Origin of the sequence: Bacillus sp. EB106-08-02-XG196, assembly GCF_013396335.1 — a bacterium.
Lineage (GTDB): Bacteria > Bacillota > Bacilli > Bacillales > Cytobacillaceae > Neobacillus.
In genome coordinates, this window is sequence record NZ_JABWSY010000003.1 from 105,901 (window position 1) to 125,782 (window position 19,882).

The 19,882-nt window shown below is 39.5% G+C and carries 13 protein-coding genes; all 13 read left to right on the top strand.

Annotated elements, in window-relative coordinates; translation table 11 throughout:
• Positions 1–36: 36 nt before the first annotated feature.
• Positions 37–1,764 (top strand): ABC transporter ATP-binding protein, encoded by a 1,728-nt coding sequence (locus MLOOGBEN_RS06335; RefSeq protein ID WP_179157612.1) that lies wholly within the window; start codon positions 37–39, stop codon positions 1,762–1,764.
• Positions 1,761–3,566 (top strand): ABC transporter ATP-binding protein, encoded by a 1,806-nt coding sequence (locus tag MLOOGBEN_RS06340; protein WP_179157415.1) that lies wholly within the window; start codon positions 1,761–1,763, stop codon positions 3,564–3,566. Before MLOOGBEN_RS06335 ends, MLOOGBEN_RS06340 begins: the two co-directional genes overlap by 4 nt.
• Positions 3,567–3,800: 234 nt before the next feature.
• Entirely contained in the window at positions 3,801–5,111 is a 1,311-nt protein-coding gene (locus tag MLOOGBEN_RS06345; protein WP_256988920.1) for an FAD-binding oxidoreductase, read from the top strand.
• A 2-nt stretch (positions 5,112–5,113) separates the two neighbouring features.
• Positions 5,114–6,466, top strand: a complete 1,353-nt coding sequence (locus tag MLOOGBEN_RS06350; protein WP_179157416.1) for a (Fe-S)-binding protein — start codon at positions 5,114–5,116, stop codon at positions 6,464–6,466.
• A complete protein-coding gene (locus MLOOGBEN_RS06355; protein WP_179157417.1) occupies positions 6,467–7,933 on the top strand; it encodes an FAD-linked oxidase C-terminal domain-containing protein in 1,467 nt (488 codons plus the stop codon).
• Positions 7,934–7,995: 62 nt separating this feature from the next.
• Positions 7,996–10,185, top strand: a complete 2,190-nt coding sequence (locus MLOOGBEN_RS06360; RefSeq protein ID WP_179157418.1) for a malate synthase G — start codon at positions 7,996–7,998, stop codon at positions 10,183–10,185.
• Positions 10,186–10,334: 149 nt separating this feature from the next.
• The gene (locus MLOOGBEN_RS06365; RefSeq protein ID WP_179157419.1) at positions 10,335–11,546 is read left to right on the top strand and encodes an NAD(P)-dependent malic enzyme; all 1,212 of its coding nucleotides are present in this window, start codon (positions 10,335–10,337) and stop codon (positions 11,544–11,546) included.
• 4 nt (positions 11,547–11,550) lie between these two features.
• Positions 11,551–12,333, top strand: a complete 783-nt coding sequence (locus tag MLOOGBEN_RS06370) for a fumarylacetoacetate hydrolase family protein (RefSeq protein ID WP_179157420.1) — start codon at positions 11,551–11,553, stop codon at positions 12,331–12,333.
• 271 nt (positions 12,334–12,604) lie between these two features.
• A complete protein-coding gene (locus MLOOGBEN_RS06375) occupies positions 12,605–13,759 on the top strand; it encodes a CdaR family transcriptional regulator (protein ID WP_179157421.1) in 1,155 nt (384 codons plus the stop codon).
• A gap of 145 nt (positions 13,760–13,904) precedes the next feature.
• The gene (locus MLOOGBEN_RS06380; RefSeq protein WP_179157422.1) at positions 13,905–15,059 is read left to right on the top strand and encodes a glycerate kinase; all 1,155 of its coding nucleotides are present in this window, start codon (positions 13,905–13,907) and stop codon (positions 15,057–15,059) included.
• 141 nt (positions 15,060–15,200) lie between these two features.
• Positions 15,201–16,199, top strand: coding sequence for a D-2-hydroxyacid dehydrogenase (locus tag MLOOGBEN_RS06385; RefSeq protein WP_179157423.1), 999 nt, complete (start codon positions 15,201–15,203; stop codon positions 16,197–16,199).
• A gap of 38 nt (positions 16,200–16,237) precedes the next feature.
• A complete protein-coding gene (locus MLOOGBEN_RS06390; RefSeq protein ID WP_179157424.1) occupies positions 16,238–18,220 on the top strand; it encodes an alpha-amylase family protein in 1,983 nt (660 codons plus the stop codon).
• A 152-nt stretch (positions 18,221–18,372) separates the two neighbouring features.
• On the top strand, positions 18,373–19,839 hold the full coding sequence (locus MLOOGBEN_RS06395; protein ID WP_179157425.1) for an MFS transporter: 1,467 nt from the start codon (positions 18,373–18,375) through the stop codon (positions 19,837–19,839).
• Positions 19,840–19,882 lie beyond the last annotated feature (43 nt).

Below are 19,882 nucleotides of genomic sequence, written 5' to 3' on the forward strand. Positions count from 1 at the left end.
GTGTTTCAATTGATAAAGAAAGAAGTGAGTACGATTATGTTTACGATGTTAACGTATATAAAACCATACAAATGGTTGATTGCATCCATCATTACATTAACATTAGCGAGTACCTTATTTGAATTGTACATTCCGACACTAATGGCTAATGTGATTGACATTGGGATTACAGATTCAAATTTACCTTATATCATCCAGAGTGGTGTGTGGATGCTTGTCCTTAGTATGTTAACAATACTTGTTACGATAGTAAGTATTTATTTATCTTCCAAAGTTGCTACAGGCTTTGGTCGAGATTTACGTCGTGCATTGTTTGTCAAAGTAGAGAATTTACCAATAGAAACTCTAAACAGTTTTGGCCCAGCAACCCTTATTACTAGAACCACAAATGATAGTAAGCAAGTTCAAGATGTGTTAAGTCTGATTTTAGGGACCGTTACTCGAGCTCCACTAATGCTCATTGGCGGCATCATTTTAGCAATTAACAGAGAACCTAAACTAAGTTTAATTTTCCTCGCTGCTTTACCGATATTAATCTTTCTAATCGTTGGTGTTATGAAAAAAGCCATACCGCTATTTGAGGTTCTGCAAACGAAGACAGATCGATTGAATTTAGTCATAAGAGAAAGTCTAACTGGTATACGTGTTACTCGAGCCTTTAATCAGGTAAATTATGAAAAAAAACGGTTCAACATTGCGAATGAGGGCTTTCGTGATAATGGGATTAAGGTCAATAAGACAATGGCTTTATTATTCCCCGTTATGCAATTAATCATTAACTTTACTAATATTGCAATTGTTTGGTTTGGTGCCATTCGAATCAATGAAGGAACGATGATGGTTGGTAATATGATGGCATTTTTACAGTATGCATTAATGATATTTATGGCATTTATTATGTTATCGATTGCATTTATGAAGTTACCGCGTGCATTAGCATCTGTAAAACGAATTAGTGAAGTTTTAGAAGTGGAGGCAATTGTAAAGGATCCAAAAGAAACGAGAGAATCAAGTAAGAATAAAAGTGGCTTTATACAATTAAAAAATGTTACCTATCGTTATGAGGGAGCAGAGAGAGCTGCCGTTGAAAACATATCTTTTAAAGTTTGCCAAGGACAGACCACTGCCATTATTGGTGGTACAGGTTCAGGTAAAACGACACTAATTCAGCTTATTCTGCGCTTTTTTGATCCCGTGGAGGGAGAAATCTTAGTCAATGACATCGATGTTCGTTTCATATCACAAAGAAAATTTAGAGAAAAAATAGGCTATGTTCCTCAAAAAGCCATTTTATTTAGTGGGACAATCGAGGAAAATCTGCGTCTCAGTAATAAAGATGTAACAGAAAAGGAAATCGTGGAAGCATTGACGATTGCAGAAGCAATTGATTTTGTAAATTTGAAAGAAAAAGGGATTCATAGCGTGCTTCATCAAGCAGGCTCCAATTTATCAGGTGGACAAAAGCAACGTCTTTCGATTGCACGTGCGCTTGTTCGAAAACCAGAAATTTATATTTTTGACGATAGTTTTTCTGCTTTAGATTATCAAACAGATGCTAAATTAAGAAGAAGTTTGAAGGGAAAACTGGACGCAACCATAATCATTGTGAGTCAGCGGATCAGCTCGATAATGGATGCAGATCAAATTATAGTATTGGACCAGGGGAAAATGGTTGGTCAAGGAACACATGAATACCTATTAAGAAACAGTATAGTTTATCAAGAAATTGTGGCATCTCAACAAATAGAGGAGGGAGTTTCATGAATAGCAATAATGAACAGACTACTGCTTTCTCTCCTCATAGAAAAGGTTTCGAAGCTCCCAGGGAGCTAAAAAAAACATTAGTTCGTTTAGCTATTTATTTGAAGCCGGAGCGCAAAAACTTATTCATTGTTTGTATTTTCACTACATTATCTACTGTATTTAATGTGTCTAGTCCTACTATTCTAGGAAAAGCTACTACTTCTATTTTCGAAAGTGTAACGACTGATACTGTCGTAAATTTTAGATATCTAGCCTGGATTATTATCATATTAATCTTTCTTTATGTATTTTCCTCTTTATGTTTGTTTTTGCAGTCTTTCATAATGGCGGGGGTTTCTCAACGGGCTGTGGCCGCACTACGTAAAGAGGTTAACGAAAAATTCGCGAAATTACCAATAAAATACCTTGATCAGCATTCAAAAGGTGACTTAATAAGTAGAGCCGTGAATGATATCGATAATATCAACAATTCTTTTCAGCAGGCTTTAACCCAATTTATTGGCTCAGTTATCACTGTCGCAGGGATGATTGTGATGATGCTTTTAATAAGTCCCTTAATGACCATTGTTATCGCTGTTACAGTTCCACTAAGCGTTTTCATCATAAGATGTATCTTCTCACGGTCTCAACCGCTTTTTAAAAAGCAACAAGCAGTCCTTGGAAATGTGAATGGTTATGTCGAAGAAATGTTCACAGGCCATCATGTGGTAAAGGCATACGGTTACGAGGATAAATCAGTTGAGCGATTTGATGAAATGAATAAAACATTATATAAGGTTAATCAAAAAGCCCAATTTCTATCAGGAATTATGAACCCTTTAATGAACTTCGTTGGGAATATAGGTTTTGTGTTTGTCAGTATTATCGGAGGTGTTTTCGTTCTTAACGGGAGTATGTTAATTGGTAATGTGCAAGCATTTCTTCAATATTCAAAACAAATCACTGGACCTATGATGCAAGTATCAGGTATTGCTAACTTAATCCAAAACGCACTTGCTTCTGCAGAGCGTGTATTTGACCTACTAGATGAAGAAGAAGAACAAAAAGAGAAAGATGCATGTATCGATTTGGACCAAATGAAGGGGCAAGTGAAGTTTGAACATGTTAGTTTCGGTTATGAAAGGGATTCCCGTTTGATGGGAGATATAAATTTAGAAATAAAGGAAGGGCAAACAGTTGCAATTGTTGGTCCAACTGGTGCTGGGAAAACAACCTTAATCAATTTGCTCATGCGTTTTTATGAGATAAACAGTGGAAATATTTTCATTGATCAAATAGATAGTAAACATTTATCCCAAGAGCAAGTAAGAAGTTTATTTGCCATGGTCCTTCAAGACACCTGGTTATTTAGTGGAACGATACGCGAAAATATTTCTTATGGTAAAAAAGATGCGACTGATGAGGAAATCATAGCTGCAGCTCAGTCCGCTTATGCCGATGACTTTATTCGTAAGCTGCCTGAAGGTTACAATACCGTATTATATCAAGATGCTTCCAATATATCTCATGGACAAAAACAGCTTTTAACAATCGCTAGAGCGATTATATCAGATCCAATAATTTTAATATTAGATGAAGCAACCAGCAGCGTGGATACACGTACGGAACTAAAAATTCAAAAAGCGATGAACAATCTAATGAAAAACCGAACAAGTTTCATTATAGCTCACCGCTTATCAACCATTAAAGGTGCCGATTTGATATTAGTCATGCACCAAGGGGATATTATTGAAAAAGGGACTCATCAGGAACTAATGAAGGAAAACGGTTTTTATGCAGATTTATATAATAGTCAGTTTTAAACAGTTACAGCAAATATTAGATGTAATACTAAAACTATTAAACATTTAAAGGATTTTGAAAATTCACAAAAAATATTACCAAAATACAATAATTACATATTGATAGATATTATATTTGTAACAAGGCCAATAATGTGTGTTGAATTGTACGGGTTATTGGGTCAGGAAAAAATTATTTTTTTACACAAAAATAGAAACGCTGTTGCTTATTACACAACAATGGAGGTGTTCGTATTGATCACTACAGAACTTATTACGGAATTACAAGATATTTTATCATCTGAGCAAGTCAAGGAAGGGGAGAAAAATCATCACCTTGGGAATAACGGCTTGGTGAAGGTGTATCCGCAATCAGAGGAAGAAATTTCAGCTATTCTGAATTACGCCAATGAAAACGGTAAAAAAGTATTCATTGAAGGAAATGGAACTAAAAGAGGGTTCGGAGGCTTGACGGAGTCAGCAGATATTCTACTTTCATTATCCAACTATAAAGGCATTGTCGAACATGGTGTTGGTGACATGATGTTAACTATTAAGGCAGGAACTACTTTTAAAGAATTGCAGGAGTATTTGGCAAAGTTTAATCAAAAAATTTCACTTGACCCATTCTCACCAGAGTCAGCAACGATTGGTGGCATTATTGCTTCCAATGACAGCGGTCCTAAGCGGTTGGGCTACGGCTCTTCAAGAGATGTTGTAATTGGCCTAAGAATAGTCTATCCCGATGGTAAAGTCATTCGGTCAGGTGGAAAAGTGGTGAAAAATGTAGCAGGTTATGATATGAACAAATTATTTATCGGTTCGATGGGTACCTTGGGGATAATATCGGAAGTAACCGTAAAGCTCCGTCCTCTCCCCAAAAATGAAAGTTTGATTTTACTATTTTTCCCTCAAGGAAATATGGAAGAAATACGGTCTTATGCCACAAAGCTTCTTGATTCTACGATGGAACCTGTGACATTTGAACTCCTTAGTCCAACACTAGCTGGAAAATTAACCGGCCATAGCTGTTATACTGTAGCGATTGGACTCGAGGATGTACAAACATCCGTACGCTATCAAGAGAATTTTATTCAAAGCACTCAGCCCAATCAAACAGATTTAAAAATACTTGACGCAAATGAAGCTCATTCGTTTTGGAACCACTTTTATTCCGTTCATTTCATTTCCGCTGCAGAAGGTACCCAGGCTTCTTTGAAAATTGGTGTTAAGAATATGGATGTAATCCACGTACTAAAAGAAAGTCAGCTGCTTATTGATTCTCACAACCTAGATGTTGAAGCGCATGGTGGATTAGGCCATGGTTTATGTCAAGTAAATCTAAAAGGTGCAAAAGAGGATATCATTTCAGCTGTTAAGAGACTGAGAGAATTGTCCACAAAACTTGGCGGGTACACCGTAATTAAACATCTTCCTTTTGCCTTAAGACGGGAAATAGATACTTGGGGTAACAAACCATCACATTTCTTCCTTTTCAATGGAATTAAATCTAAGGTTGACTCAAATAAAGTTCTCAATCCAAAACGTTTTATTGGAGGGATTTAGTGATGAGCACGAAAGAAGCAGATTTAAAAAAAGCTCCGGCTTGTACCACCGGCTTAAGTAATTTTCTCTCGAAGGATCACCCAGATGAAAACAAATGGAGTGATTGTGTTCATTGTGGTATGTGTTTGGAATCATGCCCGACGTATGAGATTACCGGTCAGGAGCAGCATTCTCCACGCGGACGTGTACATTTAATAAAGTCGGTGGCAGAAGGAAGACTTACTGTCAATGAACAATTTATGGACCCTGTTTTCGCCTGTCTTGACTGCCGAGCTTGTACGACAGCATGCCCAGCGGATGTGGAAGTCGGCGGTCTAATCGAAGAAGCTCGGGGACAAATTCGTCAAGCGATGCCGTTAACAGGCCTGAAAGGTGCTGTAAGCAAAATGTTCTTGCAAGGTCTCTTCCCTCATCAAAACCGGCTCAATACACTGGGAAGCCTTCTAAAATTCTATCAAAAAAGCGGCATGCAAAAGGTCGTACGAAAGTCAAAGCTAATTAATATCATGCCGCAGCATCTTGTTGATATGGAAGCCATCATGCCGGAAATAAAAGAACCGGTTCGTAAAAAGTACAAAGATGCCAAAATCATTAAATCCAGGGGAGAAACAAAGAGAGAGGTCGCATTCTTAACGGGCTGTGTCATGGATGTGATGTTCAGTGATATTAATGAAGCATCCATTAATGTATTAACGCGTAATGGAAATGACGTGAGTATTCCGAAGAATCAAACCTGCTGCGGAGCGCTGCATGTCCATGCTGGGGATCGCGATATGGGAAGGAAGCTCGCAAAACAGAATATTGAGGCGTTTAAAGATGCTGATAAGGTAATAGTAAATGCGGCCGGCTGTGGCTGTGCCCTTAAGGAATATACTGAATTATTCCATGATGATCCCGAATGGCATGAAAAAGCGGAAGAGTTTTCGGCGAAGGTAGAGGATATTTCAAAATACCTGTATGAAACAGGTTACGAAATACCAAAAGCGGAATTAAAAACAAAAATTACCTATCATGATGCCTGCCATTTGGCACACGGACAGGGAATACGAAAGGAACCGCGCGATTTGCTGCTTAACATACCTGGTGTGGAAATGGTTCATATGCCGAATTCGGACCGTTGCTGTGGCAGTGCAGGAATCTACAATATTACCAACCCGGAAATGGCCTCTCTTGTACTTGATAACAAAATGCAAAATGTTCCTGAGGATGTTGAGATGATTTCCATGGGGAACCCGGGATGTATGCTTCAGATGGCAATGGGGGTACAAAAGCATGGAAGAAATCAAAAAATCGTCCATACGGTACAACTGTTGGATTGGGCTTATCAAAAAGAGGACGGGAAGGGTGAACAATAAATGTCTGTCAAGGGAATCAAGTCTAAAGATCAGCATATTAGGAATCTGGCAAACATTGTAGGGGATGCCCGTTCGATCATTTACCATAAGGAAGATCTTATCGCCTATGATTGCGATGGATTTACACTGCATAGGCATTTGCCAAAAGCCGTTGTTTTCCCAAAAAACACAGAGGAAGTCTCTGCCTTGGTTAAATATTGCGCTCAACATCAATTGCCTTTCCTTGCACGTGGAGCAGGAACAGGCTTAAGCGGAGGGGCAATCCCTTTAAATGGAGAAGTGGTCATTAGTCTAGTCCGAATGAAGAAACTATTAAGTGTAGACTTTGAGAATCGACGTGCTATTGTCGAGCCGGGGTTTGTTAATTTAAAATTGACGAATTCCATTTCCGATAAGGGATACTACTACGCACCAGATCCATCCAGCCAGTACTGTTGTACCATTGGTGGAAATGTTGCTGAAAATGCGGGAGGGGCCCACTGCTTAAAATATGGCGTGACAACAAACCACATCCTTGGACTGGAGGTTGTTCTGCCAAATGGCGAGATTATTGAAATTGGAGCAAACGGCATTCTTGATGAACCAGGTTATGATTTGCTGGGACTTTTAACAGGTTCTGAGGGGACCTTGGGAATCGTCACGAAAATAACGGTGCGTATATTGAAAAATCCGGAATCAAAGAAAACAGTGTTGGCCTATTTCGATAAGGTTGAAGACGGATCTCAGGCTGTTTCCGATATTATTTCAGCAGGGATTTTGCCTGCTGCGTTGGAAATGATGGATAAAACGGCCATTGAAGGGGTAGAAGCAGCTGCATTCCCGGTAGGACATCCAAAGGATATCGAAGCAGTACTCCTCATTGAAGTGGATGGAATTGAAGCGGGCCTTGATGAGCAAATCAATCAAATAGTAGAAGTTTGCCTAAAAAGAAATGTCCGAGAGGTAAGAGCTGCAAAGGATGAGGCAGAGCGCAGCAGATGGTGGGCTAACCGAAAAACTGGTTTCGGTGCCATGGGAGCGATTTCGCCAGATTATTTAGTCCAGGATGGTGTAATTCCTCGGAGCAAGCTCCCTGAAGTGTTGAAAAGGATTAACCAAATCAGTGAAGAATCAGGTCTGCGAATCGCAAATATTTTTCATGCAGGAGATGGAAATCTGCACCCGTTAGTGCTTTTCGATGCCAGAAAACCTGGACAAAGTGAAAAGGCTTTGATAGCAGGCAGTGCATGTCTGCGGGTATGTGCGGATGTAGGCGGCACAATTACCGGTGAGCATGGTGTGGGGATTGAGAAAAGAGAAGAAATGCGTTTTGTCTTCACAGAGGAAGAAATTAGCGCCCAAACCGATATCCGCGATGTGTTCAATCCCGGAAACCTATTAAATGCCGGGAAACTATTTCCAACACCAGGACGCTGCGTGGAGATCAAGAGGGAGTTAAAAGAAAAAGAAACTGCCGCTACATTCTAAATTGATTTTTCATACTAGTCTCGAACACTGCTATTAAACACATTTTAAGGAGGAAATATCCCATGACCACTTATGTAAAAAAAGGAAAACTTCAGGTAGCTCAGGAACTCTATGAATTTATTAATTCAAAAGTCCTTCCAGGAACCTTCATTACCGCAGATCAGTTTTGGTCAGGATTTGAATCATTAATAATCGATTTAACACCAAAAAATAAGGAACTGCTTGCAGTTCGCGATGATATTCAAAACAAATTGAACACCTGGTATCTCGAAAACAGAGGGCACTTTGACTTTGATACCTATCAGACATTTTTAACAGAAATTGGCTATCTTGAACCTGAAGCAGAAGATTTTGAGATTACAACTGCCAATGTTGATGACGAAATTACCGTGCAAGCAGGACCGCAGTTAGTTGTACCTGTAAATAATGCTCGTTACGCTATTAATGCAGCAAATGCCCGGTGGGGAAGCCTTTATGACGCCTTATACGGAACCGATGCTATCAGCGAAAAAGATGGAGCAAATCTTGAAGGAGGCTACAACCCAGTTCGCGGTACAAAGGTCATTGAGTTTGCAAGAAATTTTCTTGACAAAGCAGCAGCATTAAAAAAGGCCGCGCATAAGGACGCTGTGTCCTATTCGATAAAAGAAGGGCGGTTAATTGTATCACTTAGTAATGGTAACACAACTGCATTGGTTGATGAAACAAAGCTTGTAGGATATCAGGGAACTCAGGAGGAACCATCGGCCATCCTATTAAAAAATAATGGACTACACTTTGAAATCCAAATAGACAGAAATCATCGCATTGGCAGAACAGATAATGCAGGTGTAAAGGATGTCATCCTTGAATCTGCCATTACAACCATCATGGATTGTGAAGACTCTGTAGCAGCAGTAGATGCTGAAGATAAAGTACGTGTTTATGAAAACTGGTTAGGCCTAATGAAGGGAACACTCTCAGCCACTTTTGAAAAGGGTAATAAAACGATAAAACGGACCTTAAATTCAGACCGTCGCTATTTAACACCAGATGGAGAGGAAATCTCTTTAAAAGGTCGATCCTTGCTATTTGTCCGTAATGTTGGACATTTGATGACAAATAGTGCCATTCTCGATCCAAACGGGGAAGAAATTCAAGAAGGAATCCTGGACGCAGTTGTTACAAGTCTTATTGCCAAACATACACTTTTAGATAATGGTCCATTCCAAAATACCGAGAAAGGTTCGGTCTATATCGTAAAACCAAAAATGCATGGTTCTGAAGAGGTGGCATTTGCAAATAAGCTTCTTGACTCTGTAGAGGATTTGCTTGGACTTGAACGCAATACACTTAAAATCGGTGTCATGGATGAAGAACGCAGAACCACCTTAAATTTAAAGGCGTGCATTAAACAAGTAAAAGATCGGATTGTTTTTATAAACACGGGTTTCCTTGACAGAACCGGCGATGAAATTCATTCCTCCATGGAGGCAGGTCCAATGATTCGCAAAAATGAAATGAAATCTTCCGAATGGCTCCAAGGCTATGAACAATCCAATGTAATGACCGGACTCTCAAGTGGTTTTCAAGGCCGTGCCCAGATTGGAAAGGGCATGTGGGCCATGCCGGATCTAATGGAAGAAATGTTGAAGCAAAAATTGGCTCATGTCAAAACCGGGGCCAATACTGCTTGGGTGCCATCTCCTACGGCTGCGACACTTCACGCATTGCACTATCATGAAGTGGATGTAAGAGAAGTTCAAAAAGAAAAGATGCACCAAACTGGTGCATTCCGAGAAGATATACTTAAATTCCCGGTAGCTCAAGATCCTTCATGGACTTCTGAAGAAATTCAGGAAGAGCTAGAGAACAACTGCCAAACTTTATTAGGTTATGTTGTCCGCTGGGTAGACCAGGGAGTTGGCTGCTCTAAAGTGTTGGATATCAATAACACGGGCCTAATGGAAGACCGCGCAACATTACGGATTTCCAGCCAGCATTTGGCAAATTGGCTTCACCATGGTATTTGTACAAAAGAGCAAGTTCTTGAGACATTGCAGTGCATGGCAAAAGTGGTAGATGAGCAGAATGCGGAGGACCCATTATATCGAAATATGGCACCGAACTATGGTGATTCGGTCGCATTTCAGGCCGCTTGTGACTTGATTTTTGAAGGTTATAACCAGCCAAATGGGTATACCGAGCCTATTCTTCACCGTAGACGGATTGAAGCAAAGGAAAAGTTTGCTTATAAAACAATAATCTCTTAGTGTGGCTTGTCCGGCCCATTCTAGTGATGAGTATACCTTGGAAACGACATCAAATATTTGTTGAAAAAAAGAGACTGCACCGAGCCTGAGAACCACCGGTTACAACACTATTCTAGTAAATTGGAAAAATAAATGGAGGTTTTGAGGCAATGAGAAACTTAAGAGAGATTTCTCTCAATCTTCACAAGCAGTCACAGGGGAAAATAAATGTCAATGTTAAGGTGCCAGTAGAAACTGCCTATGATTTAAGTTTGGCTTATTCACCAGGGGTAGCAGAGCCTTGTAAAGAAATCTATGAGAATCCTGAAAAAATCTATGATTATACGATGAAAGGAAATCTTGTTGCGGTTGTATCGGATGGTTCAGCCGTATTAGGTCTCGGTAACATTGGTCCAGGGGCTGCAATGCCTGTTATGGAAGGAAAAGCCGCTTTATTTAAGGCCTTCGCAGATGTCGATGCATTTCCAATTTGCTTGGACACAAATGATGTGGAACAAATTATTCAGGCTATAAAAATAATGGAACCAACCTTCGGCGGGATTAACTTGGAAGACATTGCAGCACCTAATTGTTTTATCATAGAAGACAGACTAAAAAGAGAAATGAATATCCCGGTTTTCCATGATGACCAGCATGGGACAGCAATCGTAACTGCAGCGGGACTGATTAACGCGCTAAAGGTTGTTGGCAAACGCCTTGGAGATACAAGAATAGTAGTCAATGGTGCTGGTGCGGCAGGAATAGCAATTACATACTTACTTTTAAGTATGGGTGTATGCGATATTATCTTGTGTGATACAAAGGGTGCAATCTATAAGGGCCGCTATGAAGGAATGAATTCAATCAAAGATGATATTGCCGAAGTGACAAATAAAGGCTGTATTCAAGGGGATTTATCGGAAGTGTTGAAAGGAGCAGACGTATTCATCGGTGTATCTGCTGCCGGAGCCGTGACACAGGAGATGGTTAGGTCCATGAACAGGGATGGTATTATTTTTGCGATGGCGAACCCAATCCCGGAAATCATGCCGGAAGAAGCATTGGAAGCCGGAGCCCTAGTGGTGGGAACCGGGCGCTCCGATTTACCGAACCAGGTGAATAATGTGCTGGCCTTCCCGGGTATTTTTAAGGGAGCGTTGAAGGTTCATGCATCTGAAATAAATGAAGAAATGAAGATGGCTGCGGTATATGCCATTGCAAATTTAATCACGTTGGAAGAGCTTACCCCCGAATACGTTATTCCGCATCCTTTTGATAAAAGAGTCGCAGAAGCAGTAACCACTGCTGTTGCAGAAGCTGCCATCATAACGGGTGTTGCACGTAAAAAAGTGGACCAAGAAAAACTAATCGAGAGGAAGTAGTAATATGAAATTTATTAGATATACACATGGTTCAGCAGTTTACACAGGAGCGTTAAAGGATAATGCAATCCATGAAATTAAAGGAGATATTTTTGGCGACTGGCAATATACCGGTAAAACATTGGCTGTCGCTGACGTGACTCTAAGAGCTCCTTTAATTCCCAATCAAATCATTGGTATTGGCGCCAACTATGTTTCCAAGCTTGAAGAACGGCCATCCGAGCTTCCGGAAATTCCGGTTTTCTTCTTCAAACCTACTTCATCCGTTATTGGGCCGGAAGAAGAGATTCTAATTCCGGAGGGGGGAGACAAAGTGAAGTTTGAATCGGAGTTAGCCATTATTATTGGCAAAGAAGCAAAAAATGTACCCGAGTCAGAAGTATTGGATTATGTATTCGGATACACCGTTGCAAATGATGTAACCGCCCCTCAATTTTTTCATCAGGACGGGCATTGGACAATCGGCAAATCCTTTGATACCTTCACACCACTCGGACCTGTGATTGAAACAGAACTTGATCCTTTCACAGTAAATGTCGAAGCTAAATTGAATGGTGTGGAGAAGCAAAATAGTGCAACAGACTTAATGATTATTCCAATCCGCACAATGGTGTCCTATCTGACAAAGGTCATGACCCTTAAACCTGGAGATGTAATTCTGACAGGCAGTCCGGTGGGGGCAGAGCTGGTTGGTGATGGAGATATCATAGAATGTGAAATCAAAGAAATTGGAACATTACGCAATTCCTTTATATTGGCAAAAGAACATGTAAATTCATTCTCATAACCTGATTTTGAATGAAGAATAAGCAAAAAAAAGAACATTTGTCTGGTATGAACGATATATCAGCAAATGTTCTTTTTTTTTGAAAAAACGAAAATATTATTTTAGTCCTAAAAACGATACCAAATTACAATACCTGCAACTTGGGCTGTTCTATCATTAAAAAATAATAGCAGCTGCAATAAAAAGAGGGATATAGTTTCAATTAGTCATTGAATTGGAGTATGAAAGCGGTTACTTATTAGTTTTAAAACTGTGAAAGAAGGTTTGCTATATGATTATTACTTCAGATTTAGCCTATCCGATCATAAAAAAACTAAAAAAGTTTGTAGATTATAATATTAATATTATGAATGAGAATGGGATTATTGTTGCAAGTAGAGATAGAGATAGGTTGCATCAAATCCATCATGGGGCAGTTGAGGTAATCAAAACTAAAAGGGAAATTGTTATTTACCCTGAAAATGCAGATCAATACTTAGGAGCAAAATCTGGTGTTAATCTGCCTGTAGAGTATCGAGACACAGTCATTGGAGTCATTGGTATTACCGGTCATCCAGATGATGTCTGGAAATTCGGACAAATACTAAAGGTGACAGTCGAAGTAATGATTGGTCAGATGGAATTAAATAACCAATTACAATATCAGAATAAAATAGTAGAAAATTGGGTCAAGAATTTCGTTCATCCAACACAAGTAGACATGGAAAAATTAACATCTGATGCGATTCACTATTTAAATATTGATTTTGAGCAAGAGGTAACCATCTTTCTAGTGAAGTATGAGGATTTAAATTCCGTTAGTACCGATCTCGAAGTAAATATGAGATATCAACAAATAAGAGATGATCGAATGAAAAAAATAAGAGCAGCCATTCCGAATATCGTTTTTTCTGCATTTATAGAGGGGAGCTGTTGTTTAATTGCACTTCATTCAATGAAACGAAATAGTTATCTGTCTGTCGCTAGATTGATAAAAGATTTATTTCCCGCTAAAAAAACACAAATGAAAATTGGAGCTGGAAATGGTTATAAGGGTATAGCAGGCTATAGAAAATCATATCTAGAAGCAAATAATAGTTTACAGTTATTAAATAGATTCCCAGTGACAGAAAATGTCGCTCATATCTCAGAATGGGGGATAAAAAATTTAATTAACCATGTGTCAACTGACATATTAATGAGCTTCCATGACCAATATTTGGAGGGTGGTGAGAAACTCACTAATGAGCAAAAACACACGTTAGAGCAATTAATAGATACGAATTTAAATATGAAAATTACCGCTGAAAAATTACACATCCATCGAAACACGCTCATATATAGACTGGATGCAATTGCAAAGCAAACAGGATTAGATCCAAAAAGTTTTCAAGATTTAATGATCCTTCACTTTTTAATGACGATAGATCAGCTAGTTGATAAATAGTTTAACAGCTGGAAAAATTATGAATGTGCAATTGCCTAATCTTTTTCGATATTATTCCACATTTTTTTGGTTAATTTACCGATGTTTCTAGTACATTATTATAGTTTAATAAGAGTGTACAAAAAATTCAGAAAAAGGTGGGAATATGAAAATAGTTGTTGCTCCAGACTCGTTTAAAGGGAGTTTGAGAGCTTTCGAGGTAGGAAAGATTATTCAAGAATCACTTTTAAAAGAAATTCCGAATGTTCAAGTTGAATTGAATCCAATGGCTGATGGAGGTGAGGGGACCCTAGAGACGTTGGTGTATGCGACAAAAGGAAAACGCTTCCCAATTCTATCTTCAAATCCGTTAAAGGAACAGGTCACTACTGAATATGGCGTCTTGGGAGATGGGAAAACAGTTGTCATTGAAATTGCTGCGATTTCAGGGTTGACTATGGTTCCGCTAGATAAGAGGGATCCGTTGTATACGTCAACCCATGGCATTGGTGAAGTAATTCTTAAAGTAGCAAAGGAGGGATACCGTGAATTTATTGTTTGCCTGGGAGGAAGCTCCACAAATGATGGCGGTCTAGGTATGCTTCAGGCACTTGGTGTCCAATTTGTAGATGAAGATAATAAAGAGGTTCCTCCTTTCGGCAAATCTATTTACAAAGTGAAAAGGGTTAATTTTACAACTCTAGATCCTATTATTCATGATTGCCATTTTACAATCGCAAGTGATGTTGATAGTCCTTTATGTGGTGAAAATGGTGCTACTTATATATTCGGGCCACAAAAAGGTGTGAGGGAGGAGCATTTGGAAGAGTATGATCAAGCAATGCACCGATATGCAAGTTTAATAGAAAATCATCTTGGGATAAATGCTCAAAAACTTCCGGGTGCAGGTGCCGCTGGAGGACTTGGCTTTGCTTTTCTATTATTAAACGCCAAGATTGAATCAGGTTCTAGAATCATTGCAGAAGCGACTAACTTGAGAAATAAGTTGAAGGGTGCAGATTTTGCTATAACAGGTGAAGGACAAAGTGATTACCAGACATTGTTTGGAAAGGTGCCTTCCTTTGTAGCAAAACTTGCAAAAGAGGAAGATATAAAGACGGTTCTACTTTCTGGGAGCCTAGGGAAAGGGTATGAAGGTTTGTATGACCACTTTATGAGCTGTCATTCCATTGCTACCGGACCAATTACATTAGAAGAATGCATGAAAAATGCTGAAGCTCTCCTAGCAAATGAGGCTAGGAACATTGCTCGATTTCTGAAAGAGATTAGTGAGGAACGAACACGCGAAAGAATTTTATAGACCCGGAAGCACCGCTGACCAAAATCGGGAATCGGTTTGGAGTCTTCTTATTCTAAATTAGTATGAATATTAAATTATTCAACGACAAGGCAAACAAATCTCACGAATGATAGGGCTCAATAATAAGGAGGAAATTAATCTATGCCAGAAATACATTCTGTACTTGTTACTACGTATTTAACCCCCGAAAATCAGGAACAGCTTCGCAAGGCGCTTGAACCGGCTGAGGTGGTATTTTGCAAACCGAACGATACAGAGATTATAGCTGAGACTATTCAGAAAGTGGATGTTGCAATTCTAAATAGTGATGTGGATGATTTAATCCTCTCTGGACCTAAGTTGCGCTGGATTCACTGCTGTCGAGCAGGTTTGGACAAGTCTGCCAAACCCGAAATTTTTGAACGGGGAATTATTCTTACAAGTTCATCAGGGCGTTCTGCCCCTGCGCTTGCGGAACATGCATTGATGTTCATGCTTACATTGACCTACGATATTCCGCTGCTTATGAAAGCAAAGCAGGAGCATCGGTGGGTTGCAACCCGAGAGTATTTCAACAAAACCGGTATGTACGGTAAAACCATTGGTATACTTGGTCTAGGAAAGACAGGATGTGAGGTGGCAAGGCTGGCAAAAATGTTTGACATGAAGGTACTTGGCTGGCGACGGTCTGCAGATGTGCCTGAAAATGTAGACGTGGTGTATTCCTCTGAACGTCAGGACAGCCTTCGGTCACTTCTGGAAGCCGCTGATTATGTGGTTTTGTGCGTGGAACTCAACGATGATACTTGGCACATTCTGGGTAAGCAAGAATTCGAATGGATGAAGCCATCTGCTTTTGTCATTAACATGGGTAGAGGGGAACTCATCGATGAGCCTGTAATGATTGAGGCTCTTCAGAATGGAAGGATTGCCGGTGCCGGTCTGGATACCTTTGAAGTGGAGCCTCTCCCTACGGAAAACCCGCTTTGGGATATGGAGAATGTTATTATTACACCTCATATTACGCCGCGGCTGCCAGACAGGGAAGAACGTGCATTGGAATACGTTTATCAGAATATCGAGGCTTATCGCAAAGGGTGCGGTTTCGTCAACCGCCTCTCAAAAAGGAATATTTACACAAAGGACAAAGTCAAGGGCTGATACCTGGTCGAGCTAGATAAATCGTTAGGAGGATTAAGATGAAACATTGGTGGAATGGATATCCTTGGCGGATGGTCCAGACAAATTTAAGAGAGATTGATATGGAAGATATTGACGCTGTCGGCTATGCAAAGGAGCTGAAAGAATTCGGTGCAACGGTGGTATTGCTTAATGCTGCCGGAATTATCGCCAGTTATAATTCGGAGCTGCCATTTCATCCAAAAAGTGAATATCTACATGGTGATAGCCTGAACAAGATTATTGAAGAGTGCCATAAGGAGGGAATCCGTGTAATTGCAAGAATGGATTTCTCCAAGATTCGATACTCAGTCTATGAACAGAATCCAGATTGGGCTTATCGAACGAGAGAGGGCAAAATTGTCAACTACAACGGGGATGTACACACCTGTCTAAACAATGATTATCAACAGAAATATATGTTTGATATTCTCCAGGAAGTACTCACAACTCATTCCTTTGACGGTGTGTTCTGCAATATGAGCGGATTCAAAGTTGTAGACTATAGTTATAATTATCATGGGCCTTGCCACTGTGAGAACTGTCAGCGCAAATTTAAAGAGCAATACGGTTTGGAACTCCCAGAAAAGGACGATATGCGCAATCCAGTGTACCAAACATATACATTGTTCAAAAAGGATTGTGAAGAGGAGCATAAAGAGAGGCTGCACCGTCTGGTGAAAGGAATTAGTTCAGAAATCGCAGTAAATGGATTGGATTATATTCGATGTGAGTCGAATACCGAAATAGGAAGACCTCAATGGCAATACAGCGCCTCGTCAAACTCCAGGGTGATCAGCGGTCCGTCACGTACTCGTCCTTCGGACAATGCCAGTGTTGATTTTATTGGCTTCCGGTACCGGCACACTTCAGTATCACCCGCTTTAATGGAACTTCGTCAATGGCAGAATTTATCGAATTCCGGCAGCGTTAGTTTGTATATAATGGGTAGACTTGATAAACATCCAGACACTTCCAGCTATGAAGGCACTAAAAAAGTATTTCAGTTCCACAAAGAACATGAAAAACTTTTTAGCAGTCTTGAATCGATGGCGAAGGTTGTTGTCATGAGGAAAGCACTTTGGCAGAACGATCCGGAAGTATATGGATGGATTCGGGCACTTACTGAAAGCCATATTCCATTTGACGAGATTCGACTTGCTGAGCTCAATGATATAAATCAGTTTGATGGTAAAGAGTTTGTGATACTAGGAGATATGAAATTCCTGTCAGACCAACAGGTCAAAATACTCGATGATTTTGCTGCAAATGGCGGGACAGTTATTGCTACAGGAGAAACGGGTTTATATGATGATCAATTTAAAGAGCGCAGCGGTATGGGATTAAATTGTCTTGGTATTGAAAAGGTCAAAGAGATTCAAAATGGACTAATGTCTTCGATATTTGAAATCCCGGAGGCAGAAAAAGAGCTGTTCCCACGCTGCAAACAAACGCCATTTATTGCACCTGGACCCAATTTGGTAACAGTTCAACCGAAAGATACCGTACAGCAATATTTACAGTTGATACCAGAACATCCCTTTGGTCCACCAGAACGTTGTTATTTTAATGGGGTTACGCAAGAGCCGGGAATTCTAGTATCGAAGTTTCATAAGGGACGTGGGGTCTATATTCCTTGGCAGATTGGTTCGTTCTATCGTCAGGAGGGCTATCAGAACACACTGAACATGATGCAGGATATATTGTTTTCTTTATGTGGAATAGAAGAGTTAGCTCCGGGACTTACTCCTATGGTGGAAGTCAATATTTGTAGAAATGAGAAGAAACAAATTATTCAGCTTGTCAATAATTCAGGATGTTTTGCGAATAGCTATTTTAGCCCGGTACCTATTCAAAATATTACTCTATGTCTAAAAGCCCAAACGGAAAGCGCTTTAATTAAAACGTTACGGGGTGGGCAAGTTGATTATCAATATAGAGATGGATATCTAACCATTAATTTAGATGTATTGAATGATTATGAAGCTATCGTTCTCTCATAAATGCTTGTAAATTGAAAACGAATGTCAAGGTAGAAATTTTTAATGGTCGTATCCCAATGCCCGGTGTTTTTAATAGCAGTTATTACGATTAGTAAACTAACGCAGCAATGTCTAAACAGAAACCATTTTTATGAAATTTAGGGGGAAATGTCATGGGGGAGAATTCTACGATTCAATACAATCGTGCAAAAACCTGGCAGATTTTGCTGTGGCCTGGAAATACAAGTATTAACAGTCTTATGGGCATATTGGTGATGTTTAGCAGCTATATTGCGGTCGGAGGGTACGGACTCGCAGTAGCAACGGCAGGTCTAATCGCCTCCTATTCCCGAATCTTTGATGGTGTTACTGATCCATTAATAGCAGTAATCACAGATAGAATGGATACAAAATACGGGAAAATCCGAATTATTATGGTGACAGGTTATATCATCCAAATTCTATCAGTATTAACTTTGTTTGTATGGGGAATCGGTCAAGGACTCGTATTTTATACGATTATAACTTTGATTTATTATATTGGTTCTACGCTAAGTGGTATTGCAACCAATACAGGAAATACAGTTTTAACAAACGATCCTGAGCAACGTCCAAAGATTTACCGATGGTCACTGACATATACAACAATACTTGCTTCACTTTTAAGCTTTTATAACTCAACAGTTTTGTTTCCAAAGTATGGAGGTATTACTACTGAGCTTTTGCAGGAACTGTGTATTACTTTTTTGATAGTATCACTTGTTTTACAAATTATAGCTTTTCTTGCAATCAGTGAAAAAGATAAACCAGAGAATTTTCCAAAAAAAACCAATGGAAAACGTATCAATTATAAAGATGCCTGGTCGTTACTTAGGAATAACCGGGCACTGCAGGTTTTAATTATTTCCGGATCCAGTGATAAACTTGCACAGCAGGCTGCTGGACAGGCTGTTATTTCCACAATCATTTTTGGTATTATCATTGGAAATTATGAATTTTACGGTATTTTCAAATTGATGGATGTGATACCCACATTGCTGGTCCTATTCTACGTGACCCATATGGCTGGTAAAAACGGTACAAAAAAATCCCTCATTAAATGGACGATTATTTCTATGGTAACTGCTGCTGCTATGATTATTTTCATGTCGCTCATTGATCCGAAACAAATTAGTGTTGCAATTGTGCCAACAGCTTTTTTCGTGATCTTATATGTTGCTTTCCATGCAACCATGATAGCAACTGCCGCTTGTACGCAAGCTTTGAAACCAGATATTACCGACTATGAGTTATACAAGTCAGGAAACTATATGCCAGGAACAGTGGCTGCAGTCTATGCTTTTTTAGATAAAGCAATCTCATCTTTTGCAACAACTATCGTTGCCGTCACTATTGCGGCGATTGGCTATGTCACAGTGCAGCCACAGCCCGGAGATCCTTCTACACCAGCGGTCTTTTGGGTAGGGATGTTCTTGTGGATGGGGTTACCAATTATTGGATATATTATCTCCCTTATTGCGCTGAAGTGGTATCCGTTAGACAAAGAGATGATGGAAGAAGTGCAACGTAGTAACCAAAATTTCAGGCAAGGTCCAAATCTGAAATTAGGTTCAAATACCAGTAAAGAGATTAGTGGATAACTGTTAAGTTTTTTAAAGAATAAGTATATTTAATCCTTGTGTA